The sequence below is a fragment of the Geomonas anaerohicana genome (assembly GCF_016458305.1).
GTDB lineage: Bacteria > Desulfobacterota > Desulfuromonadia > Geobacterales > Geobacteraceae > Geomonas > Geomonas anaerohicana.
This window is the reverse complement of sequence record NZ_JAEMHL010000005.1, coordinates 279,256-302,203: the sequence shown is the minus strand read 5'-3', so window position 1 is coordinate 302,203 and position 22,948 is coordinate 279,256. Positions and strand designations below refer to the sequence as shown.

General features: G+C 53.9%; 23 protein-coding genes. 15 read left to right on the top strand and 8 right to left on the bottom strand.

Going from position 1 to position 22,948, the window contains the following annotated elements; all coding sequences use genetic code 11:
* Positions 1 to 301 precede the first annotated feature (301 nt).
* Positions 302 to 760, top strand: coding sequence for a hypothetical protein (locus tag JFN91_RS12365; protein WP_199389488.1), 459 nt, complete (start codon positions 302 to 304; stop codon positions 758 to 760).
* Between the two features lie 289 nt (positions 761 to 1,049).
* Here JFN91_RS12365 and JFN91_RS12360 read toward each other — a convergent pair whose 3' ends face one another.
* Positions 1,050 to 1,679, bottom strand: coding sequence for an acetate uptake transporter (locus tag JFN91_RS12360; protein ID WP_199389487.1), 630 nt, complete (start codon positions 1,677 to 1,679; stop codon positions 1,050 to 1,052).
* 524 nt (positions 1,680 to 2,203) lie between these two features.
* Between JFN91_RS12360 and JFN91_RS12355 the strand changes: the two genes are divergently transcribed.
* A complete protein-coding gene (locus JFN91_RS12355) occupies positions 2,204 to 4,474 on the top strand; it encodes a S53 family peptidase (RefSeq protein ID WP_199389486.1) in 2,271 nt (756 codons plus the stop codon).
* Between the two features lie 8 nt (positions 4,475 to 4,482).
* Here JFN91_RS12355 and JFN91_RS12350 read toward each other — a convergent pair whose 3' ends face one another.
* Together JFN91_RS12350 and JFN91_RS12345 are read right to left on the bottom strand one after the other, a co-directional pair.
* Positions 4,483 to 5,016 carry a hypothetical protein gene (locus JFN91_RS12350; RefSeq protein WP_199389485.1) on the bottom strand — a complete coding sequence of 178 codons (534 nt, stop codon included), beginning with the start codon at positions 5,014 to 5,016 and terminating at the stop codon, positions 4,483 to 4,485.
* 189 nt (positions 5,017 to 5,205) lie between these two features.
* Entirely contained in the window at positions 5,206 to 5,883 is a 678-nt protein-coding gene (locus JFN91_RS12345) for a fibronectin type III domain-containing protein (RefSeq protein WP_199389484.1), read from the bottom strand.
* A 187-nt stretch (positions 5,884 to 6,070) separates the two neighbouring features.
* On the opposite strand from JFN91_RS12345, the gene JFN91_RS12340 reads away from it, so the two are divergent.
* From JFN91_RS12340 to JFN91_RS22490, 7 genes are all read left to right on the top strand, one after another.
* A complete protein-coding gene (locus tag JFN91_RS12340; RefSeq protein ID WP_199389483.1) occupies positions 6,071 to 6,238 on the top strand; it encodes a hypothetical protein in 168 nt (55 codons plus the stop codon).
* Positions 6,239 to 6,256: 18 nt separating this feature from the next.
* Positions 6,257 to 6,736: a TIGR02594 family protein gene (locus JFN91_RS12335; RefSeq protein WP_199389482.1), complete on the top strand. Its 480-nt coding sequence runs from the start codon at positions 6,257 to 6,259 to the stop codon at positions 6,734 to 6,736.
* Positions 6,737 to 6,753: 17 nt separating this feature from the next.
* Positions 6,754 to 7,230 (top strand): hypothetical protein, encoded by a 477-nt coding sequence (locus JFN91_RS12330; RefSeq protein ID WP_199389481.1) that lies wholly within the window; start codon positions 6,754 to 6,756, stop codon positions 7,228 to 7,230.
* 115 nt (positions 7,231 to 7,345) lie between these two features.
* On the top strand, positions 7,346 to 8,320 hold the full coding sequence (locus JFN91_RS12325; protein WP_199389480.1) for an HNH endonuclease: 975 nt from the start codon (positions 7,346 to 7,348) through the stop codon (positions 8,318 to 8,320).
* Between the two features lie 43 nt (positions 8,321 to 8,363).
* Positions 8,364 to 9,251, top strand: coding sequence for a nuclease-related domain-containing protein (locus JFN91_RS12320; protein ID WP_199389479.1), 888 nt, complete (start codon positions 8,364 to 8,366; stop codon positions 9,249 to 9,251).
* Between the two features lie 510 nt (positions 9,252 to 9,761).
* On the top strand, positions 9,762 to 11,882 hold the full coding sequence (locus JFN91_RS12315) for a DNA/RNA helicase domain-containing protein (RefSeq protein WP_199389478.1): 2,121 nt from the start codon (positions 9,762 to 9,764) through the stop codon (positions 11,880 to 11,882).
* Between the two features lie 28 nt (positions 11,883 to 11,910).
* Complete coding sequence (locus JFN91_RS22490; RefSeq protein WP_199389477.1) at positions 11,911 to 12,138, top strand: HNH endonuclease; 228 nt, start codon at positions 11,911 to 11,913, stop codon at positions 12,136 to 12,138.
* A gap of 314 nt (positions 12,139 to 12,452) precedes the next feature.
* Here JFN91_RS22490 and JFN91_RS12300 read toward each other — a convergent pair whose 3' ends face one another.
* A complete protein-coding gene (locus JFN91_RS12300) occupies positions 12,453 to 13,151 on the bottom strand; it encodes a DUF2845 domain-containing protein (RefSeq protein ID WP_199389475.1) in 699 nt (232 codons plus the stop codon).
* A gap of 293 nt (positions 13,152 to 13,444) precedes the next feature.
* Between JFN91_RS12300 and JFN91_RS12295 the strand changes: the two genes are divergently transcribed.
* On the top strand, positions 13,445 to 13,711 hold the full coding sequence (locus JFN91_RS12295; protein ID WP_183345898.1) for a DksA/TraR family C4-type zinc finger protein: 267 nt from the start codon (positions 13,445 to 13,447) through the stop codon (positions 13,709 to 13,711).
* A 92-nt stretch (positions 13,712 to 13,803) separates the two neighbouring features.
* On the opposite strand, the gene JFN91_RS12290 is transcribed toward JFN91_RS12295, so the two are convergent.
* Positions 13,804 to 14,031: a helix-turn-helix domain-containing protein gene (locus tag JFN91_RS12290; RefSeq protein WP_199389474.1), complete on the bottom strand. Its 228-nt coding sequence runs from the start codon at positions 14,029 to 14,031 to the stop codon at positions 13,804 to 13,806.
* Between the two features lie 7 nt (positions 14,032 to 14,038).
* Positions 14,039 to 14,722: a type II toxin-antitoxin system RelE/ParE family toxin gene (locus JFN91_RS12285; protein WP_328746894.1), complete on the bottom strand. Its 684-nt coding sequence runs from the start codon at positions 14,720 to 14,722 to the stop codon at positions 14,039 to 14,041.
* On the opposite strand from JFN91_RS12285, the gene JFN91_RS12280 reads away from it, so the two are divergent.
* Positions 14,709 to 15,545, top strand: coding sequence for a transposase (locus JFN91_RS12280; RefSeq protein ID WP_236015107.1), 837 nt, complete (start codon positions 14,709 to 14,711; stop codon positions 15,543 to 15,545). The two genes, JFN91_RS12285 and JFN91_RS12280, sit on opposite strands and share 14 nt — an antisense overlap.
* Positions 15,546 to 15,582: 37 nt before the next feature.
* Here the strand turns inward: JFN91_RS12280 and JFN91_RS12275 are convergent, their stop codons facing one another.
* A complete protein-coding gene (locus tag JFN91_RS12275) occupies positions 15,583 to 16,860 on the bottom strand; it encodes an Hsp70 family protein (RefSeq protein ID WP_199389472.1) in 1,278 nt (425 codons plus the stop codon).
* Positions 16,861 to 17,112: 252 nt separating this feature from the next.
* Here JFN91_RS12275 and JFN91_RS12270 point away from each other — a divergent pair, with 252 nt between their 5' ends.
* Together JFN91_RS12270 and JFN91_RS12265 are read left to right on the top strand one after the other, a co-directional pair.
* Entirely contained in the window at positions 17,113 to 17,793 is a 681-nt protein-coding gene (locus JFN91_RS12270) for a M15 family metallopeptidase (RefSeq protein WP_199389471.1), read from the top strand.
* Entirely contained in the window at positions 17,790 to 18,557 is a 768-nt protein-coding gene (locus JFN91_RS12265) for a hypothetical protein (protein ID WP_199389470.1), read from the top strand. Before JFN91_RS12270 ends, JFN91_RS12265 begins: the two co-directional genes overlap by 4 nt.
* Before the next feature lie 122 nt (positions 18,558 to 18,679).
* Here JFN91_RS12265 and JFN91_RS12260 read toward each other — a convergent pair whose 3' ends face one another.
* Positions 18,680 to 18,964: a helix-turn-helix domain-containing protein gene (locus JFN91_RS12260; RefSeq protein WP_199389469.1), complete on the bottom strand. Its 285-nt coding sequence runs from the start codon at positions 18,962 to 18,964 to the stop codon at positions 18,680 to 18,682.
* Between the two features lie 993 nt (positions 18,965 to 19,957).
* On the opposite strand from JFN91_RS12260, the gene JFN91_RS12255 reads away from it, so the two are divergent.
* Together JFN91_RS12255 and JFN91_RS12250 are read left to right on the top strand one after the other, a co-directional pair.
* The gene (locus JFN91_RS12255; protein ID WP_199389468.1) at positions 19,958 to 21,226 is read left to right on the top strand and encodes a tyrosine-type recombinase/integrase; all 1,269 of its coding nucleotides are present in this window, start codon (positions 19,958 to 19,960) and stop codon (positions 21,224 to 21,226) included.
* Positions 21,223 to 22,566: a hypothetical protein gene (locus tag JFN91_RS12250; protein ID WP_199389467.1), complete on the top strand. Its 1,344-nt coding sequence runs from the start codon at positions 21,223 to 21,225 to the stop codon at positions 22,564 to 22,566. The genes JFN91_RS12255 and JFN91_RS12250 overlap by 4 nt, the downstream gene beginning before the upstream one ends.
* Positions 22,567 to 22,948: the final 382 nt, after the last annotated feature.

Genomic DNA, 22,948 nt, shown 5'->3' with positions numbered 1-22,948 from the left:
TACCCGATAGTCCTTTGTTTCTCTTAGCGTCTTTGCGTCATTGCGTTAAAATTCAGCCTTTGGCCTCTAGCCCTTGGTTTTAAACCTGAAGCCTTTGTTAACGCAAAGCCGCAAAGGCGCAAAGGATAACGGTGGGGTAACCCTATTGTAGTTGGTTCTCTTAGCGTCTCCGCGCCTCTGCGCCTTTGCGTTAAAGCCTTTTGGTGTTTGGATTGTCAATTGTCAATTATCAATTGTCAATTGAGCCCCCCTCCTGTTACTATGTCGGCGCTCCAGATAACGCTGCACAACGAGGGTAGAGTTGAAAGAAACCGACAGGGTCATGCCATCCGGCGACGATAGGAAAAGGAGTTTCGTGCTGGTCCCGCTGACCGGGGTCTACCTCCTTGCCATGCTGGTCACCCTTTCCGACCTTGGGGGCACCTTCCCATTCATGGGGCGACTGTACACCGGCGACCAGGCCGAGCACCTGATCTTCACCAACAGCATCATCACCCTCTACCTCATCGTCGGCATCCTGAAGCGGCAGCGGCTCACCCTCTGGCTGCTCATCGCCTACAACTTTGCCGCCAGTGCCAGCGGCATGGCGAACCTCATCATGCTCCCCGTCCAGCAGGTCGTAACCGCATCCGGCGCCCTGGTCCCCGACTACGGCTACCGCATCAACGCCTTCTGTGTCTTCCTGTTGTTCCTCCTCCTCAACGTCTTCCTTTACTTCCACCGCGCCCGCTTCGACAACAAGTCCCTTTACCTCTGGTAGTTCTAACTACAAGATACGCTTACCCCTGCAACCCCAAAGGCGTTTACCTAACGCAAAGCCGCAAAGGCGCAAAGCCAGGCAAAACCTAAGGTCGTTTTTTGTTTTAACCCAAAATCTTTCGGTTTCAGGTTTTATCCCTTTGATCCCTTTTATCCCTGTTAAATGATGTTGTCTTTAGGTTCACTTTGCGCGTTAAAAATGGTCTTCCGTCTCTCTAGGATTTTGCCCCAAAAAAAAGAGCCACGGCAATGCCATGGCTCTTCCTTTCGGCCCTCTGTATGGGAACGACTTATGCTTTAACCTTCTCAGCCGCCAGCACCCCTTCAGCAGCGGTGCTTTCCTTCAGCCAGGGCTCACCCACCGGCAGGTTGATGCCGGACTCGGCATAGACTGCAACGGTCATCAGGTACAGGGCGGAGAAAGCGCAGACCAGCAGGTCGTAAGCAGCGAAGGTACCGGCCAGCGCGCTGCCGGTGAACTCCTTCACGTCCAGCCCGATGAAGCCCAAGAGCAGGGTGAGGAAGATGAAGGCCAGCGTGGCATGGTGCTTCATGGAGGCGATGAAGAGGATGAAGGTGAACACGGTCCAGGCCACCAGGTAGAAGCCGAGGTCGTTGGCGTTGAAGGCCAGGGTCGGATAGGCTTTGACCAGATCCGCGTTCTTGCCGAAGATGATCATGAGGCAGAGCGAGATCCAGAACGCCCCGTAGCCGGTGAAGGCACAGAAGCCGAAGTTGTTGCCGGTCTTGAACTCCATCAGGCCGGCGATCATCTGCGCCGTTCCGCCGAAGCAGAGACCAAGCCAGAGCACGGGAGCGATACCGCACCAGCCCAGGTTGTGGCATTGCAGCACGAATGTCGTCATGCCGAACCCGGCCAGACCGACTACCGCAGGATTCCCCAGTTTCACATTATTCATTTTTACCCTCCTGTTTGCATTGCGATATCACGTCGCTGATTATTCCGTATACGCAATAACCGTACCCGCCACGGCGCGACAGCCTCCTGTCAAAAGAACGTTCGATTTTAAGCAGTTACGGCACCGCCATTCCATGACGGTTTCTGCCTGCTTTTGCAGATCTGCAAAAGGATCCCGGGCAGCCGGCCGAGCCTGCCGGCGAAAGCGTTGCTGCTCCGGCCAGTTGCACCGGGCACCGCCTTTTGGCAGCATTTTTCGCAGGAATGCAAAAACTGGTCACCCGGAAATCCAGAGAACGGTGAAAGGTGAACCAGAACTTCCCCCATTGCGAAGCACTGCACGCGGACCAGCGTCCCCACCTTTGCGAAGGGGGGACAGGGGGGATTTCAGCACCCAGCAATTCCGATAACTTCGCCTGCCACAATGATTTTCTTTGCCGCAGCGTTAAAGTTCCGCGCAACGGTGCCGATGGTGAATCCAGCCGCACAAACTCCCCGTTTCCACCCCTTGCCCGGAGGCACGTCTTGAAAGTCGCGTTGAAACTGTTCCCCCTTTGCCTCGGACTCCTCGTCGCCGTCGCCATGGCGGCGGGAGCCCCGTCATCATGCTGGGCCGACAGCTCGGCACAGGTCCGCCTCGCGGGACACGTCCCGGCCCGCAGCGTGGCCGGCGCCAGACGGCTCGGCAGACTCCCTGCGGTGACGCAGATGAGGTTCTCCTTTACCCTGCCGCTGCGCAACCAGCAGGCCCTTGACGACCTGCTGCGCCGCATCTACGACCCGGCCGACCCGTTCTACGGCCACTACCTGACCAGCTCCCAGTTCACCCAGCGCTTCGCGCCCACCGTCGCGGACTACGAGGCGGTGAAACGCTACGCCCGCGGGCTGGGGCTGACCATCACCGGCACCCACGCCAACCGCACCGTGCTGGACGTCGCCGGCCCCGCCGCCGCCGTCGAGGCCGCTTTCGGCCTGCAGATGCACCAGTACCAGGCCCACAGCGGTCACAACTTCTTCGCACCCGACCGCGAGCCCGGCGTCCCCGCCGCCATAGCCTCCTGCATCTCCGGCATGGTAGGCCTGGACAGCTCCGCCGCCTGGCATACCCACAGCCATGCCGCCCGTGCCGCGGACGCCCCCATGGCCACCCCTTACCAGATCGGTACCGGCCCCGGCGGCGGCATGAGCCCGAAAGACATCACCACCGCCTACAACCTCGCCTCGGTCAGCGCCAACGGCACCGGGCAGACGCTCGCCCTGTTCCAGTTGGACGGCTATACCCCCTCCGATATTGCCGCCTACGCCAGCTACTACGGAGTCCGCGCCGTGCCGCTGCAAAACGTGCTGGTGGACGGTTTCTCCGGCACGCCCGGTTCCGGCGCCGGCGAGGTGACGCTCGACATCGAGCTGCAGATGGCGCTCGCGCCAGGCGCCAGCAAGATCATGGTCTACATGGGGCCCAACACCAGCAAGGGGGTACTCGACACCTACAACCGGATCGCCACCGACAACATCGCCAAGCAGGTGAGCAGCTCCTGGGGGCTCAGCGAAGGTGAGAGCGGTTCCTCCTTTTTGAGCAGCGAGAACGCGATCTTCCAGCAGATGGCCGCCCAGGGGCAGACCGTCTACGCCGCCGCCGGCGACAGCGGCGCCTACGACAACGGCAGCACGTTGAGCGTGGACGACCCCGCCTCCCAGCCCTACGTGACCGGCGTCGGCGGCACCACCCTGTATCTGAGCAGCGGCAGCTACAGCCGCGAGTCCACCTGGAGCGCCGGCACCATCGCCGGCGGCGCCGGGGGGGGCGGCGTCAGCGCCTTCTGGCCCATCCCCACCTGGCAGCAGAAGCTGGGCAACGTCGCCTCCTCGGTGATGCGCAACGTCCCCGACGTCGCCCTCAACTCCGATCCCGGCACCGGCTATTCCATCTACTTCCAGGGCAAGTGGTGGCTTTACGGCGGCACCAGCTGCGCCGCCCCCCTGTGGGCCGCCTTCACCGCCCGGGTGAACCAGCAGCGCGCCGCCGGCGGGCTGGCGCCCCTGGGCTTCGCTAACCCCGTGCTGTACCAGGTAGGCACCGGCACCGGCTACGGCACCACCTTCCACGACGTCGCCGACAGCACCACGAATCTTTACTACCCCGCCATCACCGGCTACGACAACGCCACCGGCTGGGGTTCCTTCAACGGCGCCAACCTGATTGCGGCCCTGGCGCCCGCGTCTTCCTCCACCACCTCGACGACGCCCACGGTCACCGTGCCGGCAGCCCCGGCGGGGCTGAAGGCAACCGCGGGTAACGCCAGCGTGGCGCTGAGTTGGAGTGCAAGCAGCGGCGCCACCAGCTACAACGTGTACCGCGGCACCGCGGCCGGCCAGGAGGGGACCACACCGGTACGGACCGGCCTCACCACCACCTCCTTCACCGACAGCGTCACCAACGGCGTCACCTACTATTACAAGGTCGCCGCCCTGAACAGCGCCGGCAGGTCCGCCCTGTCCAACGAGGCCTACGCCACCCCGACCGCACCGCTCGCCTTTACCAGCAGCGTGTACGGTACGATTGGTACCACCACCGCCAAGATCCAGTGGAGCACCAACCTCGCCTCCACCTCCGTGATCCGCTACGGCACCTCGTCCGCCAGTCTGACCAAGTCGCTTTCCAGCAGCACCCTGGTCACCTCGCACGTGCTGACGTTATCGTCCCTCGCCCGGAGGACCATCTACTACTTCCAGGTCTCCTCCAGCGCCGGCACCAGCACCGTCACCTCGCAGACCTACTACTTCAAGACGCAGTAGGGAAGCGTTCACACGCCAGACAAGGTAAAATGCACTATCAGGACAAGCGCCGGTTCCCAGCTTTGGGAACCGGCGCTACCACTCAGTCCCGCTACTTTTAAATGCCTCGCCGGCACTTCCAATCCTGGGCCATCGGTTTTAATTGGTCGCCAGCCATTTGCATGCTCCGCCGCTAGTTTTAACGGTTCGGCAGCGATTCGAATTCTCTGCCGCCAGTTTTGATTGTTCGGCAGCAATTCCAATTTTCCGCCAGCAGTTTTAATTGCTGGCTGGCCGTTGAAAATCTTGGCCTCCAGTTTTAACAGCTCGCCAGCCATTGCAATTCTCCGCCGCCGGTTTTTATTCCCGGACAGCAATTCCAATTCTGCGCCACCGGTTTTAACTGCTCGCCAGCCATTTGTATGCTCCGCCGCCGGTATTATTTCCTCGCCGGCAGTTCGAGTCCTCCGCCAGCAGTTTTTATTCCTCGCCGGCAATTCGAATTGTCCACCACCGGTTTTGACTCCTCGCCGGAGATTCGAATTCTCCGGCGGCAGTTTCAAATGTGGTCTCGGCATTTCTACGGGTGTCGCAGGCCTGTAACGGCTGCATGAGAATCCTGATTATGGGTGAGGGGGGGAGCGGTGGGAGGAGACGGTAGTTGCTCAATGGAGGAGTCACAAACGAAAAGAGGGCGGCCGGGGCACCTGCCATGCCCCATGCCGCCCTCTCTTTTCAAAATCTTTTTTGTATCAGCCTACGATGATGTCCACCGGCATGCTCCAGGGGCTCGTTTCGTTGTCGCCGTGACTCCGCACCCTGAAGTAGTACCAGCCTGACCGCTCCAGGTCCGGTACGAAGATCCTGACCTTCTTGAAGTTCCCCAACAGCTGCCACGACTGCTCGCCGGCCGGAGCACCTTTGCAGAACTGGACTTCATACACCCCGGCACCCGGGTCCCTTTCGATGGTCAGCACCAACGTTCCAGGTTCGTCGCCTCGCTTCGCCGTCACCTTCAGCGGCAACCTGGTAACGGAGGTGGGCGTGTGGGTTCTCTTTGTCTTTTCCTTCAGCTCGTGCCCGACGTTGTGGAGCAGGCTTTCATCGTTTTCGTGGCGGGCTCTCATGACGATGTAGCTCGCATTGAAGTGGATCGACTCCAGGGTGGCGGCACGCTCCAGGTCACGCTCCTTGATCGCCTGGATGTCCTTGTTCTTTGCCGCCTCCTCCTTTTGGGACAGGGCAGCCGCATGTTCCCGTAAACGGGCGAATCCAGCCACCCAATCGGGCGTATTTTTGCCGTGATACGGGTGCTGCTCCTGTTTTGTCGCGGTGTCCAGCAGCCACCCTATCAACTGATGGTGGTTCATATCCGCGAAGTGGTTCATGACGAAAACGTTGTTGGTTACGGGAATCACCGATGGAACCATGCTTATTCCTCCTTGGGCTAAGGATTTCTCTCAACGTGCTCCCGTTGAGGATAGCGTCCGCAATCCCGATGTCAATGATATTTTTTTAATCTATCAAGCGATATTCCACTCCGTTGCTAATGCGAAGGCCTTGTGGCAACCTTCCACGGTGGACGGGAACGATGAACGTCATCTTACGGAGGCACACATGAGTGACCTGCTTGAAGACCTTCTGGCTTTCTTCTATGCCACCCAAGACGAGCCGGTCTCCTGTGCCCGGTGCGGCAGGATATTTTCGGAAGGGGAGACCTACGGGTTTGATAAGAACGGAGAGCCACAGTGCCCCGACTGCAGTCTGCAGGAGGATGAGGAATAAGTCCCGGAGGTGCAAACCATGACCAGCAACAACAAACGCCCCCCTCTGCAGTATGCCCCTTGGTTGGATATCGCTCGACAAGAGGTTGGACAAAAGGAAGTTGTCGGCCATGAAGACAACCCGCGCATCCTTGCCTACCACGCCACGACCACGCTCAAGGCAACTGACGACGAAACGCCGTGGTGTTCCTCCTTCGTCAGCTGGTGCCTCAAGCAGGCGGGCATCAAAGGCACCGACTCAGCAGCGGCCAAAAGTTGGGTCCACTGGGGGGTGCCCTCGGGCCCAGTCCCAGGTGCAATCACCGTTATCTGCAGCAGCAAAGCAACCGACCGCAGTTTTTCAACGTCCGGCGCACATGTCGGCTTCCTCATCGAAGAGACCACCACCCACTTTAGACTGTTAGGAGGGAATCAAGGGAACAGCGTGAAAGAGTCGAGCTTTCCCAAAAAGAGCTGGACCTTGCTGGGGCTACGCTGGCCTGAGAGTACTAACCAGTGAGAAGACAAGGTGGCGAGATGAAGATGATGCGCCTTGCGTTGGTCATTGTTGTGCTTTTAGCAGCCCCAGTCACCGCAGCCGAGCAACCGTCACGTGACGAGCAACGGCAGGAGCCTCGACGAGCCACGCCGCATCCTCCTCGGTCCCCCTTGCGTTTCACCCTGGTAAAAGGAAAGGAGCGACAGTCACTGGAAGTCACCTATCTCGATCCCAAGACGATCGCCTTCAAAATTGCCAAGTCCGGGACCTGCAATCGACATGAGCACGGGAAAGCCAGTATCGCGGGGTACTGGTGGTTAGGAGCAGAGACGGATGAAAACGAGGCAGGAGAAGCTATTGCCGTACAGGAATATGTCTATAGCAAGAACAACAAATGCACCATCAACCTTCGGATCGATGAAGAAGACTGGACCCAGGCAACAATACGGGAGTCAACGGACTGTAGTCTAGACTGTCACCTGTCAGCAGAATCGATGCATCTGAGGAAACAGTAACCCCACCCCGTCAAGCCATCGCTCCCGCCATCATTAAGCTTGATTCTTTCCCTCTGTTAATCTAAATTGCATCTAACCTGCTGCCTAACTGAACCTGACGAGGGCGAGAAGAACAATGCCAGCAGATTACATCAAGCAATTCACCACCCTGAAACGCGCTCCCGGTCCCGTCTGGACCGATTCGACCAAAGGCAGAGCGCCCCATAAGCCGTTTCTGCTGTTGGCGGTGATGGACCTGGTGCAGCGCGGTGTCATAACCGCCCCTTTCATAGATGCATCAGGCGACCTGATCGAACTGAATGAACTTTTCTGTCTCTACTGGCGCCGCATCATTCCCCTTGGTCAGACCAGCAGCATCGCCTTTCCCTTTTCACGACTGGACAGGGACCCCTTCTGGCACCTCGTTCCTCAGCCGGGTAAACAGCTCTCCGACGCCGTCATCAACAACACCGCCACAGTCGCTTATCTAAGGAAGCACGTCCTTGGAGCCACCTTGGACGACGTCCTCTTCCTGCTTATGAAGTCTGAAGCCGGCTGCGAAGCCTTGAGAGAAGCCTTACTGAAGTCATGCTTTTCCGAGATGGCGCAACTGCTGCTGCGTGAGCAGTCGGCTATCAATCGTGAAGCCTTCGAGTACAGCCGCGTCCTTGAGGAAAAGTCGCACCTGCCGCTGGTGAAGGAAATCGTTGAGTCAAGAATTTACCGTCCCGCTGCGCGTGCCCAGGCTTTTCGAAGGATGGTCATCAAAGCCTATGGCCACCGCTGTGCCTTGTGCGGGGTTCGCATCATCACCCCAGAGCAACACACCGCAGTAGATGCCGCCCACATAGTCCCCTGGAGCAAAACCCAAAACGACGACATCCGCAACGGCATGGCCCTTTGCAAGCTTTGCCACTGGGCTTTTGACGAAGGGATGATGGGCGTCTCCACCAACTACAATGTCCTCACATCCCGTCAGATCATGGCAGATCCTAATGTCCCAGGATTCTTGCTGACCCTAAGCGGCCGAGCAATGATCCCGCCCAAGGACCGTGACCTTTGGCCTGCTCAGCAGTATCTGTCAGAACATCGCAAGGGATGGCGCCTGTAACAAAGTTTGTTCAACGAAAACTTTTTATGAACCAAGGAATATCATGAATGAATATTTGATTCAGTATATACCTGTAGTGATTTTTTTACTGTCACTCTGCGTACCTGTTGGAATCGCTCTCTGGATTCGCTACCAGCGCAGGCAGCGACGAAATCCACTCAACTACGACATGCTACGTGCTCCGGGTGAATCTATCAGCAAGCGTATTGATTTGTTAAATGATGACATTGAGCTCTATTTCACGTTCTCAGGCATCGCCCCCTTGTTTTGCTACACCATGTATCTTTCAACCCACTACATTACCAGCTCACCGGCATCACCGTTTACTTTTATCATCTTGGCACTTGGTTTTTTGACCTTTTTCGGCGTCAAGCTCAACAAGCTTATCCGGCAGCGGCATAAGGAACAATTAGGCCTTGATTGCGAGCGGGCGGTAGGGCAGGAACTTAACCAGTTGATGCTGGATGGGTATCGGGTATATCACGATTTTCAGGCTGATAATTTCAACATCGACCACATTGCAATTGGTAACAACGGCGTTTTTGCTATCGAGACAAAAGGGCGGCCGAAACCGAATCGGAATAGAGGGCATGAGGATGCCAAGGTTGTCTATGACGGCAACTTACTGCAATTCCCGATGTGGCGCGAAAAAGAGCCATTGGAGCAGACGAGACGCCAAGCTGTCTGGCTGTCCGGATGGCTGAGCAAAGCTGTCGGACAACCGGTCCACGTCAAGCCAGTTTTGGCATTGCCAGGATGGTTTGTGGAACGCAAAGCTAAGGACCTGTTGATCTATAACGGCAGGAACCCCCAATATCTCCTGAAAGTTAGCAGTGAGACATCACTTCGTCCCGAGATGATTCAACAGATTGCTTACCAGATCGAACAGCGATGCCGCGATGTGGCACCACAAGCATATAAGAAAAATTAGGTGGCGCCTGAATACTCTCTCCCAAAAGGCTCTAGAGGCAGACTAAAGGAGGCGGGCCCCCTAGTAAGGTATTCGGATCCAATAAGCCACCAAGCAATTGTCGCCGACGTGATGGGAGGGGGGGGGAGGCACGAGGCTGCAGAGCCAACTCTTGGGTCTCCAACAGGTACGCAGCCGGGCAGATTTGTTTCCCAGATTTTCACGCTGATCATGTGCATCGTCCACCAACCTCGCCGTCTCGACCCATTTCGCTTTCGGCCCTCCATCTCCCATTCCACATCAATCAAATTACTATCAGCCGATGTCTCTTCTAGTTTTCTCAGAAAGCAGATTCAAGAGCACCAGCCTACCCACCAGCGTCACTTGCCATATTGAAATTACAAAAATTTATGATGTGAATGTCTCACCGTTGAAAACATTGCCACATTATAATATATTCCTACAAATCATTCGTTAAGCGCCGTAGTTCTCCGTTGCCCCTTTAGCTTCCCTCCAATGAAGGAGTTATATGTGCCAGCGTACATACGCAAAAAGATAGCTAACTTCATAGATTGCAGCCCCGCCGAGATTGTAGGGACGCTGCAGCAGGCGTATGCCGCCGATGGGTTCGCATCTCAGTACACCCGCCAAACCCAGGCATGGGGCACTATAATCCCGGCTCTTCAGTCGCAACTCAAACAGCTAATAGCGGAGCGCGTAGAAGCCAGAGACTGGGCTCTTTTGCTTGAGTATCCGCTCTACCGTTTGCGTCGGCGCATTGATCTCGTGATACTTGCTGAAGATGTGATAATTGTTGTTGAATGCAAGGTTGGGGCTGAGAAGTTTTCATCTGAGGATTGTCGTCAAGTCGAGGAGTATGCTCTCGACCTGCGTGATTTCCATGCTTTAAGCCACCGAAGATGGATTATACCTGTCCTCTGGAGTACTGAAGCTTCTCAAGCAGCCTCTGCGGGGGAATCATACTACATTGTTCAGGACGCTACGGTAGCACCGGTCATTCGAACTGGGTCAAAAGGTTTATTGCCGCTCCTACTAGGAATTAAATTTTCGGCAACAGGAAATAATCTTATTGCTGAGGAGTGGGACCATTCGGCATACCGGCCTGTTCCTAATGTCATAGAAGCAGCGACAACGATCTTTGCAGGACATGGCGTTCAAAATATTGCTAAGGCCGACGCAGACAACTTGTCAGTCGCCGCCGCACGACTAGTTGAATTGATTCAGGAAGCGCATGAGCAAAAGAAAAGATACCTACTATTTCTGACAGGCGTCCCTGGCTCTGGAAAGACACTTGCAGGTTTACACGTGGTCCACGACTCTGTGACAACAGGCGTTGAGAGCCAGGGGGACATTGTCTATTTATCCGGTAATACACCGCTGGTAGTGGTGCTTCGAGAGGCTCTGGCTCGTGATAGATTCTATCGTCAGCGGCGTAATGGAGAAGAACGCATAACTCTTGAGCAGATCCGACGAGACGTACGGGCCCGCATCCAGCACATAAACGATTTCTTACACGAGAGTCTTCGAGGGACGCCAGATGCCCCCCCCCATGAGCATGTAATTGTTTTCGACGAGGCTCAACGAGCCTGGGACGAGAAGCAAGGCCAGGAGAAGTTTGAACGAACTGCATCAGAACCCGTTCTTCTTCTGGAGTTGATGTCCAGGCACCTAGACTGGTGCGTTTGTGTCTGCCTTGTCGGCGGGGGACAGGAGATAAACTCTGGCGAGGAAGGTGTGTTTGGGTGGGGTGAGGCTGTCAGAAGGTTGGCGCCCGCACTCCGTGAAAAATGGGCAATATTTGCACCGCCGGATGTTCTTGCTGGTGGCCCCTCTGCTGGAGCCTTTACACTGGGAGATATTCCCTCAGAGATACAACTGCAGGTTGAAGCAGGCCTGCAACTCCGCGTGCCGCAGAGAAGCTACCGTTCGTCTAACGTTAGTCGCTGGGTGAACTCCGTGCTGAGTGGAAATTGTGATGAGGCTAGCGCAATTGCCCAACATCTTGGGAAATACCCTGTGATGGTTACACGTTCGTTAACAGAGGCCAAAGCTTGGTTGCGCCAGCAGGGGCGTGGCGAACGGCGTTATGGTTTACTTGCAAGTTCAGGAGCTCGCAGACTCCGCGCTGATGGCTTGGGAACTTCCTTGCATGCCTCTGCTGGCAGCGAAATCGCGCAGTGGTATTTGAATCGACATGGCGACATTCGCTCTTCGTTTGCACTAGAGGTGCCTGCAAACGAGTACACATGCCAGGGACTAGAGCTAGATCTGGCATGCATCTGCTGGGGCGGCGATATGCTATGGGATGCGAAGATCGAAACTTGGCGTTATTCACGCTTGTCTGGCACAAGTTGGCAACAAGTGCGGGAGCCCAAAGCACGCCACTTCTTGGAGAACTCATATCGCGTTTTGCTCACACGGGCTCGTGAAGGCATGATCCTTTGGGTCCCAGTGGGGGATGAATCTGATTCAACCCGCCCCCCCCGCGGCACTCGACGCAACAGCCGATTACCTAATCCGATGCGGAGCCTCTCTACTGTGAGTGTCCAAGGGTCTCGCGCCAGGTTGCAGCCTATACGCTGCGGCGGGCGGGGGTCAGGTGGAGTCCCTGGGTGGAACAGGTACGCCTAAAGTTGGCTAGGGTGCTATCTCTACTAAAGTGCCATCTGGCACCATCTTGTCTATTTCCTCGATTTCCTCGTTGGTCACGGCAATACTCCCCTTTGTCCAGTCGAAGGACGTCATCAACCTAGCTGAAGGCGGTCCAGACACCGTAGAAAACGCAGTAGCTCTATGCCCCAACTGTCATAGGAAATGTCATTTTGGAAATGATGGAGAGTTATTTTCGTTAGGCCTTTATGAGTGCGTCGAGCGACTGAAGCGATAATGTACGCTGAGTTGCAGAAGGTTGGGCCAAAGGGACTTCAGCCTCTCTTCTTCATGCTGAATACCCCCTTTTCCAGAAACCAACCCCAAATCCCTGGTTTGCCCTGTTCAGCATAAAACCTTGTGAACTTGCAACGCGGAAAATCCGAGCAGACCCAGTACCTATGCCCCCTTTTGTCACCAGACAACCTGGTGCGTAACACCATCTCCCTACCACACAATTCGCATTTGTTGTTCATCTGCTCGTCCTGATCTATTAGGATCCTGTTGCTGGGCATATTAGCGCCAGGGTCTCTGTAGAAGGCTAGAATAATTTCAGTAACCGTGGTCGAGGCTGAGGACTTTGGTCACACGACTGCTACGGTCAAAACAGACCCCTTGCATAAATTCATTTGCGCCAAAGTTGTACAGCCAAATCTCGCGGCAATCACTATAACCGGAAAATTGTCGACTTACAGGCTGTGCGCACTTCTCTAACACCTCTTGCCTTGAGTCACCTTTGGTTGCCAGACCGTTACTGCACCGGCACGATTCAAACACGTTCATACCTGTATGAGCCTTTGCCGCCGCATTCATAGCAATTGAAGCGAGATTTGGCGGTGGTGCAGCCTTTACAGGGACATTCACCTTCTGCATTATTGGTGGTGCTGGTGGTTGGGACGCTACCGGCGAAACTGCTGAATGATCTGGCACCGGTGCTGCCTGAACAGGGGCTGATTCGTTTTTTGCCTGGTACCTAGCGGGTACGATTACCACCTCGTTCCCATTTTTGTCGGCGTAATGCTCGTAGCCGTCCGAAGTCGCCTGGGGAGCGGGCTGTTCAATTTGTACCTCTGGCGGCTTTATAGGGTTGACAACAACGGGGTTAGGTTGCGGAGCAGGAGTTCCAACTCCAAAGATCAGACTGGTGAGGTTGACGTTCAGGAGCGCTGAACCTGCCACAATTAAGAATATTACAATGCCTAAGAAATTACCCAAAGCACCTTTGACCTTTGATTCGCGCCTCACTGCCATACACCGTCCTCTCAGCCTTACCATTGGAAGTGGCATACCTCTGAAAAACGCATTTGTTATAGCAAATGCTGAAGTTTTGAGAAAGACTTTTAAATTAGAACACCCCAAACCATTGACCACGGAGAAAATCTGACGAAATCTGAGAGAGGCGAATGGAGTCTGGGGTCAATGGCCGAGGGTATCACGGGGTGGGCTCCACCGAATTCAAACCCAGATAGGGTAGGAAAGAGTATACTGAGTCGGTGGCCAATCGGCCTTCACGTGCAGTCATATGAGAAACAGAGGAACAAGTCATGGCGGTTGGATGGTCAAGAGATGGAGCGGTGCAGGAACAGATAGATGCCACGGTGGAATCCGCAGTCGAACGGGCTAAGAGCCGTTTGCCCAAGGGCGAAAGTCTCACCCATTGCGAGGAGTGCGAGGTTCCTATTCCCGAAGCACGTCGCAAGGCAATTCCAGGAGTTAGATACTGTGTTGCCTGCCAATCCGAACTTGAAAAGAAGGAGAAGGCAGCAGCGCTCTACAACCGGAGAGGCAGCAAAGATAGTCAGCTGAAGTGAGTGGTGCGGATCAGGTGGGATGAAACGTGGGCGGAAGGGGTGCGCCTTCCTGATAGAGGGTGTCGGCACTCAGGTCAGCATCATTGTCCAGACTAGACGAAGACCTCCATGCCCTTGCGGTCGAGAATGTTGATCATCTTGAGGGCGAGGCCGCCGGGGTGCTTCTCTCCGGCTTCCCATTTTCTAACGGAGGAAACGCTGGTATTCAGCAACGAAGCCATTACCGCTTGGCTGATATGGTAGCGGTTGCGAATACTCCGGATCTGCTCCGGAGTGTAAGCAGGAACCGGGGCGATGCAGAGGGCATCGTATTTTTGCATAGCTCGCTTATCGATGAAACCCAGTTCGTGCAGATCCTCGGCTGTTTCGTGTACAGCTGCAAAGATACGGCTCCTGTGGATTTTCTTGCTCATACGGTACCTCGATCAGTTTTCCCGATGCCTTATATGTCTGCAGTTTTGCATCGGGCAGGCCGAGCAGGTCTTTAGCAAGACACTGCAACGCCTCAAGTTCCTTCGTGCTGATATTGCCCCTGTCATTTTTCTCGAACCCGAAGACGAAAATCCAGCGATTCCTCTTGTTCGTTGCCAGAAGTGTCCGGGCACCGCCGCTCTTACCGTGGCCAGGAAGAGCGATTCTTTTTTTGAGGACACCGCCGCCCAGGTCCGCGTCAACGAGCCCCTTTTCCATCTCATTGACCGCGCTCAGCAAAACCGCATCCGCCACGCCTGCCTGCTTGGCCCATTTGGCGAAATGCCTTGTTTTTCCGATAAATACCATTCCACACCTACCACCTGGTGGCATAGTTGTCAATCGTTTTCGCCGGCGACCAGAAATTAACAAATACCAACCACGCTGGACTATGTCAAATTCGGTGAAGTTACGGAGGGTGAATGTAGGTATCAGTATTGCGGTCTCGGTGCCAGGTCTTGAAATATAAGGTTTTACTGCTACCATTCCCTCACCATGGCACGCCCCCTTCGGATCGAGTTCCCGTTTGCCGTCTACCACGCACGTTACCTCCCGCGGCAACGCACGCGCTGATATCTTCCTTGAAGATGCCGACCGAAGAACCGTTCTGAAGACCCTGGCTTCCGTCGTCCTTCGCTACAACTGGATCTGCCACGCCTACTGCCTCATGGGCAACCACTACCACCTCATCATCGAGACACCCGAAGCCAATCTTTCCCAAGGGATGCGCCAGCTAAACGGGACCTACACACAAACCTTCAACAAAATGCACGGCCGGGTCGGCCATATCTTCCAAGGACGTTTCAGGGCTATTGTGGTTCAACAGGACTCACATCTTCTGGAACTGTCTCGCTACGTGGTACTGAACCCCGTCCGGGCCGGAATCGTGGCAGCTCCCGAAGAATGGCCCTGGAGCAGTTACCGGTCTACCCAAGGTGTATCAAACCACGAGTCCTTCCTTAACTCTCACTGGCTCCTGGGTCAATTTGGTTCTACGATGTACGAGGCAAAGAAACATTACCGCTATTTTGTCCTGGAAGGCGCCAGGCAAAACATATCACCTTGGCAGAGACTTATAGGTGAAGTGGTTTTCGGTACAGAGGAATTTGCAGCAGGCATCCACGCATTGATTGGGGAAGGGGAGGAAATCACTGAGATTCCAAGGTCACAACGGCATGTGGGGCGTCCCATGCTTGAGGCGCTGTTCCCTCAAGAAACACTTGCCTCGAGATCCAAGAGGAATGCTGCGATTGGACAGGCCCATCTTGAGCATGGCTACGAGCTAAAGGAAATCGCACACCAATTGGGGATGCACTACACATCGGTCAGCAAGATCATAAAGAAGCTGCTTGATAAAAGGTGATTTTTCAAGACCTGGCACCGGTGTCGCTGCGGTAATGCTAACTGCCTTCAAAGAGCGGAACACTGGCCCCCAAGCCGTGGACGACGCTGGTGAAGGCGTTGCGGTTCTCCAGTTTGTCGGGACCGAAACGGTCTTCGAAGAGGCGACGGATCATCGGGATGCGGGAGGTGCCGCCGGTGAGGAAGACGGTGTCGATCTGATCGCTCCTGACTCCGGATTTGCTGATTACTTCGTCTATGCAGCCGGAGATCCGCTCCAGGTTGTCCCGGTTGATCGTCTCGAACTCCTCCCTCGTTATCCCCTCCTCGATGACCAGGCCGCGCTCCTGGAAACTCACCAGCGTAGCGTCCTGCTGCGACAACTCGCACTTCGCCTTCTCTATGCACTGGAAGAGGAAGAAACCGTAGTTGTCACTGATGAGGTGCTCCAGGTTTTCCAGGGCCTGTCGGTCTGTGGCGGCATTCTTGATGAGCCGGATCTGCTCGCGGGTCTTTCTCGCCCGCAAGAGCGGAATCCGGTGCCACTGGCACAGCGTGTAGATGATGCTGTGCGGAATGTCGAACAGCTCGTCCTTGCCCATCCCCTTGTACTGCACGCCGCGGCCGAAATACTTGGCCACCTTCTCCCACATGATCTGCGAGTCGAACTTGTCACCCGCGGTATAGACCCCTCCGATGGAGAGGACGTCGGCGCGCCGGTCGGCCCTGCCAAAGTCTCCCCCCTTGACCCGGATGACCGTGAAGTCCGAGGTGCCGCCGCCGAAGTCGCCGATAAAGACCAGCTTCTCTGTCCCGGCGGGAAGGGTCTCTTCGTAGGCAAGGGCGGCGGCCACGGGCTCGAACTGGAAGTGGATGTGGCGGAAGCCGGCCTTGCGCGCGGCCTTCTCCAACCGCTGCTGCGCCAGGGCGTCCTTTTCCGGGTCTTCGGAGAAGACGACCGGGCGCCCCAGGACGACGCTGTCCACGGGAGCACCGACGTACGCCTCCCCTTTCGCCTTGATCCTCCTGAGGATGATGGCGACCAGGTCCTCGATGCCGTACTTCTTGCCGAACACCTCGGTCCCCTCGAAGCTCCGGTTGGGGAGGAAGTTCTTGATGGACTGCATGAAGCGGCCGGTCGCGCCGTCGCCGACGTACTGGCTGATGGCTTCCTGGCCGGTGAAGATCTCGTCGTCCTCGTTGAAGTAGAGGACCGAGCGCATCAGGGAGGGGTTGGTGCTGGTCTCATCGATGTCGACCACTTCGACTTTGCCGTCGTGGTAGATGGAAAGAGCGGAATTGGTAGTGCCAAAATCGATGCCGAATACAGCCTTCATGCAGACCTCGAAAAAACAAAGGCGGGTCCCTTGGGAACCCGCCCGGAGAAATAAAATAGGTGGATGTTGTAACAGAGAGGTGCGGGCGGTGGCAAGTTGTAAACGAACCCAAAACCATTGGCCACGGAGAAAATCTGAGAGATGCGATACGAGACTCGGGCCGCGGCCTTTCCAGCAGGGGAGCAGGTTTGACTTCAACTCACGGATTGGTATTTTTCAATCACACAAAAATCGGAGAGTACGGAGGGGCAGATGGTACATCTGGTGGATTCTGTCGGCGAGCGAGGAAGAAATTACACCATCGATGTCCTGAGAATACAAACCATCCTGAACTCGAAAGGCTATACAATTGCTCCAGGTCGCGGCATATGTGGTGAAGACACCATCGCAGCAATAAAAAAATTTCAGGCTTCATTTATGGCTCAGCCTACCGGCCTGATAGAACCATATAGTGAAAGTTTGAGAAAACTGAGCGATGAAAGCCACGCGTTTTATGAATGGAGCGGAGACAGTTCCCAATGGTCGCAGGAAAAGAAGCTAAAAAGCCTTACCCCCAACCTTCGATCAAAACTTCAACCAGTTATTGAACACCTACGCTCTGCGGGCTTCCGTCCCCATATCTACTACGGATGGAGGTCAGTAGCCGTCCAGCTTGGTTTGTTCTCCTCTGGCCGGTCAAAGGTTAAGTTCAGCTTCCACAATGCACAATTGCCCGATGGCACTCCCAATTCTTATGCAGCGGACATTATCGATTCACGCTATGGGTGGACAGGCCAAGCCGAGATTGCAGGGTTCTGGAGTGCCCTCGGCAATGCCGCTAAGTCGCACGGCTTAATCTGGGGTGGGGATTGGAGCAGTTTTCGGGATGTTGCTCATGTTCAATTACTGCCTAACTCACGTTTACAGAGCATCAAACAGGAGAGTGGGTTATGAAATGGATGGTAATGGTGTGCCTAATCCTAGCGTCCTCTCCGGCGCTGGCAGAAAATGTATGGCTTGTCATTGGCGCTAGCGATTCCACGCCTGCCGGAATCGCACGAAAGTGGAAAAGATCTGGCGAACGCCAAGGAGTCGTCGTGCAGACCAGTGACTGTGGTGATAGCAAAAACATCTTCGCGTGGGCTGCACACATTGAGTCTTCAGCAGCAGCCGCCGCCAAATCACTCAAAGCATCGCATTTTGGTGGGGGCTATGTAAAGAAATGTAGCGTGAAGCCAGGTACTCTATTGGCCTTCAGGGAAAGCGCAGTCGATCCGTCAATTGCCGATGTTCCTTCCTCTGCTGTGAACTGGGATGATGTTGATCGCGTATCGACCATTCAACCGCTGCAAGGTATCAGACATATCGTCATTTCACGCTACTACAGCGGAACTCCCGAGGACGCGCTCGAGGGCAGAAGAGAACGGGTCGTTTTGGTGGGGCCTAAAGGTCAGCGTCACCTTTTGGAGGAAAATTGTGTGTCTCCGGAAAGGTTCACGGTGAGTCAAAACATTTTCGCTTGCCAGTGTGCGGTTGAACAGGCTGGGGACGAACTGCTACACAAGGTGGTCGTTTTCAGCATGAATGGTAGGAAAATTAAGGAAGTGAAAAACTGCCGTCACCCTGTATTGACGGATGCAAGAAAACTGAGCTGTGAAAGCGAGGCTGTAAACGCTGATGGGCGACTTACTCTTCGCAAACTTGAACAGCAACTTTAAACCACGTTGCCCCAGCATCGAAAGTGACGTCGGTCCATGTAACAGAAGTACTTCGTAACGAAGCGGAAGAGGAGGGGGCGGGGTAGCGCGCCCCACCGCAGGGTGCGTTGGCGCCTAGGTCATCAGGGCGTCTGTCGCCGCTTCCCCACTTGCGAGCATTCCGCTTCCCACCTCTCCTCCCTCAACTCATCAAGGGTGGGGGGAGCACCGGCCTTACGAACCTGCAGTTCAAGCCCCAGGTAGTCGAGTACCCGTATCACCTTTCTGATCCCGATCTCCTGCACTGTCCCCGCCTCCAGCTGGCTGATGGTAGCCCGGCTCATACCGAGTTCGCGTGCGATCTGCTCTTGCGTGACCTGCCGGAGCTTGCGGACTTTGCGGATCTCTTGGCCAAGTTCGAATAACATGTCGCGTATTGTATTTGATACATAACTGAACTGCAACGGGGAAATGAATTACATATGAAACATTGCAGGGCCTAAAGTCATATGAAATGGTGCTGAACAACCCATATGAAATGCTGTCGAAAAAACCTGTAAGCCTTGATCGGTGGAGCAGCGGAAAAGGTGTCTGTTTTTTCAGTTTCAAGCTTGCTTCCGCCAAATAAGTAAAGTGTACATTATCTAAATTGGCAAAATAAGGAGAAACCAGCTTGATAGCATCCAGTGCGGAGCTTATCGCCGTTCCGGAAAGAAGCAACGCACGTCCCGCCGGCGGGTCTTTGAGCCAGTCATTGACCTCTCGGAATGCAGCTCTACGCCAAGTTGGCAAATCCTGAAACCGCCCACCCGACCACCAAGCATTGTATTGCCGTAGAGCTTAAGGGAGTGGTCGAGTTTTGCCGGGAGCACAAGGTACGTCGTGCCTATGTGATTACCAAGGATGCTGCCGATTTTGGGGTGCTTAGTCTGGCAGGAGGCGAGATCGAGGCGCTGAAGATTCCCGCCCACCTGGCATGTTACTGGCTGGGCAGATCCGAGCTCGAAGCGACCGACCTGCAGGTAGATAGAGGAGTGACAAAACACTCGGCGCACAATTCTAAACCGGCGCGATCCACAAGGCCGAAGCCCCCTCCCCGCCCCCCGGGCTAGCGAACAGTTGGCCATCTACCGGGAACAGATCAAGGCCATATACACGAGACCAAAATCAACGAAAAAGGGGTTAGCCTTGACTGGCTAACCCCATGATTTTCTTGGAGCGGGAAACGGGATTCGAACCCGCGACCTTCAGCTTGGGAATTTGAAGTTGCATCTTTTACCACGACTTACCCTCCCCTACCAAGCTCAATATATACAGCATGTTACACCACAAAAAACCTTATCGCCCCTTACTTTGCCCTACCCTCTTTTACCACAATCTGCTACAATACTGCTACAAAAATAAAAACAGGGAGGCCAGCGATGCCATCCGAGAAATTGACCCAAAGGTTAGTCGATGCACTGCCTTCAAGTGAAAAGACCGTCATGTATTTTGATCAGAACCTCAAGGGGTTCGGTGTCTACACCACCAAGAGCGCGAAAACCTACTTTATCCAGGCGCGGGTCAATGGCAAGGAGGTTAAACGGACCATAGGAAAGGCGTCCCTGATGAAACTCGATGCCGCCCGAACCGATGCGAGGGAAATTCTAGCACAAATGGCTAAGGGGGTTGACCCTGAAGAAGAGAAACGCCAGGCGGCGACGATGGCCTTAACCCTTATGCAAACGTTTGAGCGTTACAAGGAATCCCGTCAACTCAAGCCCCGAACTATTAAATGCTACGACGACTTGCTAAACAGCTATGTCAAAGAATGGCATGACCAACCAATCAGCAGCATCACAAAGGAGATGATTTCCCAAAAGCATCGAGATGTCGGTGACAAACATGGAGAGAATGCCGCTAACAACCTCATGAGAACCATCCGTTCACTTTACAATTTTGCCTATATCTTGACAGACGAGAAGATCGCGCCCAACCCGGTACGGCGCCTCAGCCAGGCACGACAATGGTTTAAATCGGAACGGCGCCAAACCTTCCTTAAACCCCATGAACTCCAGCCTTGGCATCAGGCCGTTATGCAGATTGAAAACACCGTAATTCGGGACTATCTGCTACTCACCGTATTCACCGGCCTCAGGAAACAGGAGGGGCTTCAGCTAAAATGGGCCAGCGTAAACATGCGAGACCGGTCCTTCACAATCACAGATACGAAGAACGGTAAGCCACATACCTTACCGATGAGCAATTTCTTGTACGGATTATTTGAGCAGCTTCAAGGTCGGCGCACAAATGAGTATGTGTTCCCCGGTCCAGGAGTCGCCGGTCACCTGGTCGAACCGAAGAAGCAACTCGATTTTATTGAGCGCCAGACCCATTTGTCACTGAACGGGGTTACCACCAAGGACGAGCTTGACCAGGTAATTGAAAAGGCACCAGACACCATATTGCCGGGAATCAAGTTTTGCCTTCATGACTTGAGAAGGACGTTCATTACCGTTGCCGAAAGCCTCGACATCCCATATGCTGCGCTCAAGCGGCTACTAAACCACAGCGACGGCAACGATGTGACCGGTGGTTACCTGCAAATCACCACTGACCGGCTGCGGGAACCAATGGAACGTATCAGCACAAAGCTTTTGGAGCTAATGCAACCACAGGCATCATCAGAGGCTCAGTTAGGGAACCAATGACCAAAGTGAAAAATGTATTCTTCATTCAAAGAGCTGCTATCGATGTCCTGTTGATGCATCAAGCTACAGCCTTGGAAATATGCACCTATCTGGTTATTTCAAAATATACGGATAGACACGGATTTTATTCCGGCGTCGGACATAAGACAATAAAAGAGCGGCTTGGTGTCGGTCAGACAAAAATTGATCAAGCCGTAAAGCGGCTTAGAAATATGGAGCATGCCGAGCAAAGGTTACTTTACTCTTGCGGCGAATGGATGTTCAAGGAAACTGGATCTTTGCCTGCTGACAAACACGATGTTGGCTGGGTACGTGGCTGGTTTGAGTCTGAATATAATCACCAGGTTTGGCTTATGAATGACCTTGTGGGGTGTAACGGAGACAAAATCTCGCCTCTAAAATATTTTTTAAAATTTAACCGTGACAATCATGCTCGGTTATTTTTACTAATGCACAAATATTTCAACAGGAAACACGCAGGGGTCAACTATAAATTTGCATCTATTACGACCCAGATTGATACAACCTTCAAGATCAACGGTGTAGTTTTCCGCAAAGGTAGCATGAGTGGCTACCACGTGGGCGACCAATTACTTAATGTATTAGATCTATCAGAAAGAGAGACCATCGCAGTATCGACGGATTTACAAAAGAGTGGTTTCTTGAACGTTTCATTATCAGCCATAGGCGACTATGAGACTTCCAGCAGCACAGCTAGCAATAGGCATAATTCAGCAATCGATGAAAATCCTGATATAACCCCAAAAATCCAAAAAAAGAAACCAACTGAAATACAAAAAAATGCGCAATCAAAGTACATGAGCAGACTGGCCGCTTTTAATGCCATGAAAAAGATCCACCCAGACTTACGTGTTGGTCTTAATCTGGCTATAAAGCATAGCAAGGACAAACGTGACAAAACATTTAGCATCGGATTAAAAAAAGTATTAAAAACAACTCCAGTGATTAAGTTTGGATCGCCATTGTACGACAATCCACCCTGCTTTCCGGCACAATATTCAGCCACAAACTCATGCTTTGTCTATCGTTTGGATTACAAATCTACAGGTAAAAAGGCTACCAACGAAAGTAACTGCCTAGCGAGGAAGGTTGAGGATGTGGTCGTGAGTAGTGGCCTTGAACCTGCTAGTCGTGCAGGTAAATTTTACAAGTCGTATTGGTGGTTTGAGCCAGATGAAAACGCCATAGATGTCATAGGGGTGCTCACACCGACATTTGCATCCTATCAAGAGCTAGCAACACACAGCAAAGCACAAGCAACTATTGATAAAATCACAGCTTTTGATTCTTACAACATCGAGGAAGTAGATGAATACTGAGAGGATGGGGTTATTTATACCAGCATGGAGATAGATGCATTACGTGCTCTGATTTTGACACCAGGCATCACACCCATGGCAAGGACACTAACACACATGAATTACTCATGTTTTTTGATTTTCATTTCTATCAAATGGGTTTGTGCTATTTGTGGTAAGATATGAAACACATATCCCCAAAACCAGATCATGTGCTATCTGGGAGCAAATAAAAAATAGAAATCCAAACAAATCGTGCTGCCCGGGGGATTTTTTACAAATATAGAATTATGAATATGGATTGGGGATTTTTTAAATCGGCCTATGGGGCAGAGATTTAACCATGTTTTCTTACTAAACGGTGCTATTTGGGGTTACTTGAAAGCCAAAATCCAACAGAAAA

Excerpts from the sequence above, each read along its gene's own strand:
- JFN91_RS12360 (WP_199389487.1), bottom strand. The coding sequence starts at position 1,679 with ATGAATAATGTGAAACTGGGGAATCCTGCGGTAGTCGGTCTGGCCGGG.
- JFN91_RS12345 (WP_199389484.1), bottom strand. The coding sequence starts at position 5,883 with ATGGTTCCATCGGTGATTCCCGTAACCAACAACGTTTTCGTCATGAAC.
- JFN91_RS12340 (WP_199389483.1), top strand. The coding sequence starts at position 6,071 with ATGAGTGACCTGCTTGAAGACCTTCTGGCTTTCTTCTATGCCACCCAA.
- JFN91_RS12335 (WP_199389482.1), top strand. The coding sequence starts at position 6,257 with ATGACCAGCAACAACAAACGCCCCCCTCTGCAGTATGCCCCTTGGTTG.
- JFN91_RS12330 (WP_199389481.1), top strand. The coding sequence starts at position 6,754 with ATGAAGATGATGCGCCTTGCGTTGGTCATTGTTGTGCTTTTAGCAGCC.
- JFN91_RS12325 (WP_199389480.1), top strand. The coding sequence starts at position 7,346 with ATGCCAGCAGATTACATCAAGCAATTCACCACCCTGAAACGCGCTCCC.
- JFN91_RS12320 (WP_199389479.1), top strand. The coding sequence starts at position 8,364 with ATGAATGAATATTTGATTCAGTATATACCTGTAGTGATTTTTTTACTG.
- JFN91_RS12300 (WP_199389475.1), bottom strand. The coding sequence starts at position 13,151 with ATGGCAGTGAGGCGCGAATCAAAGGTCAAAGGTGCTTTGGGTAATTTC.
- JFN91_RS12295 (WP_183345898.1), top strand. The coding sequence starts at position 13,445 with ATGGCGGTTGGATGGTCAAGAGATGGAGCGGTGCAGGAACAGATAGAT.
- JFN91_RS12290 (WP_199389474.1), bottom strand. The coding sequence starts at position 14,031 with ATGCAAAAATACGATGCCCTCTGCATCGCCCCGGTTCCTGCTTACACT.
- JFN91_RS12275 (WP_199389472.1), bottom strand. The coding sequence starts at position 16,860 with ATGAAGGCTGTATTCGGCATCGATTTTGGCACTACCAATTCCGCTCTT.
- JFN91_RS12270 (WP_199389471.1), top strand. The coding sequence starts at position 17,113 with ATGGTACATCTGGTGGATTCTGTCGGCGAGCGAGGAAGAAATTACACC.
- JFN91_RS12265 (WP_199389470.1), top strand. The coding sequence starts at position 17,790 with ATGAAATGGATGGTAATGGTGTGCCTAATCCTAGCGTCCTCTCCGGCG.
- JFN91_RS12260 (WP_199389469.1), bottom strand. The coding sequence starts at position 18,964 with ATGTTATTCGAACTTGGCCAAGAGATCCGCAAAGTCCGCAAGCTCCGG.
- JFN91_RS12255 (WP_199389468.1), top strand. The coding sequence starts at position 19,958 with ATGCCATCCGAGAAATTGACCCAAAGGTTAGTCGATGCACTGCCTTCA.
- JFN91_RS12250 (WP_199389467.1), top strand. The coding sequence starts at position 21,223 with ATGACCAAAGTGAAAAATGTATTCTTCATTCAAAGAGCTGCTATCGAT.